The organism is Pseudomonas sp. P110(2024), assembly GCF_057480795.1.
Window position 1 is genome coordinate 1 of sequence record NZ_JBLIYT010000034.1, and the last position, 1,209, is coordinate 1,209.

General features: G+C 58.1%; 1 protein-coding gene. It reads right to left on the minus strand.

Annotation, left to right across the window (positions count from 1 at the left end):
• Positions 1-1,157 (minus strand): IS256 family transposase (locus tag AC25ND_RS26355; RefSeq protein ID WP_486976681.1); only part of this gene is annotated, 1,157 nt, incomplete at its 3' end.
• Between the last annotated feature and the right edge of the window lie 52 nt (positions 1,158-1,209).

A 1,209-nucleotide genomic window follows, 5' to 3' on the forward strand; every position in this document is an offset into this window, starting at 1 on the left:
GCCGTGATGTTTCGCAGCCCCAGCCAGATCAGCTTGGTAGCTGCGTCATCGTTCGGGAAATGGCCTCGGGTCTTGATGATCTTGCGCAGCTGGGCATTGATACTCTCGATGGCGTTGGTGGTGTAGATCACTTTCCGGATGGCTGGTGGGAAGACAAAGAAGGGAATCACTCGATCCCAGGCGCGTCTCCAGGCCGCAACGACCGTTGGATACTGCTTGCCCCAGGGCCCGTTTTCAAACTCATCGAGTGCCTGCTCAGCCGCTTCGGCGTTGATGGCCTGGTAGATCGGCTTGAGCGCCTTGGCCAGTGCCCGCCGCTTGTCCCAGGCTGCAAAGTCCAGGCTGTTGCGGATCAGGTGCACGATGCACGTCTGCAGCGTCGTCTCTGGAAACACGGCGCTGAGAGCCTCTGGCATGCCTTTGAGGCCATCGGTCACGGCAATCAGCACATCCTCGACACCACGTGTCTTGAGATCGTTAAAGACCTTCATCCAGAACTTCGCACCCTCGGTGTTCTCGATCCAGATGCCCAAGATATCGCGCGTCCCGTCGGGTAGAACGCCCAGCGCCAAGTAAATGGCCTTGTTGCGCACCAAGCCTTCTTCGCGGATCTTCACCCGCAGTGCATCGAAGAAAATGACCGGGTACATGGGCTCCAGTGGCCGCTGCTGCCACGCGCCAATTTCTTCCATGACCTCGTCTGTCACAGAGCTGATGAAGTCGGGTGAGACCTCTGTTCCATACTGCTCGGACAGAAAGGCTCGGATCTCTCTGACCGTCATGCCACGGGCGTACATGGCGATGATCTTGTCATCGAAACCGGTGTACCGCCGCTCATGCTTGGGGATGAGAATGGGCGCAAAACTGCCGTCTCGGTCACGAGGAATTTCCAGCCGCAGCGGGCCATCGCCGGTCAAAACCGTCTTGCCACTCTTGCCGTTACGCTGGTTGGTTTCATCCTCTGGGCGCTGCGCGCCCGGCGGATAACCCAGGTGGTGGCCAAGTTCGGCGTGCAGAGCGCGTTCGATCAAGGCCTTCTTGAACGCCGCAGAGGCATCCTCGATAGCCTCTGCGGTCATCAGGCCCTCACCGAACTGCTCCAGCAGCTCTTTGGGGATTTTGGGCAGGTCACGCAAGGGTTTCTTTTTGGTTGGCATACATGCACCTCTTACTCATGTTATGCCCGAACACAAAATTTCTGACACCCTC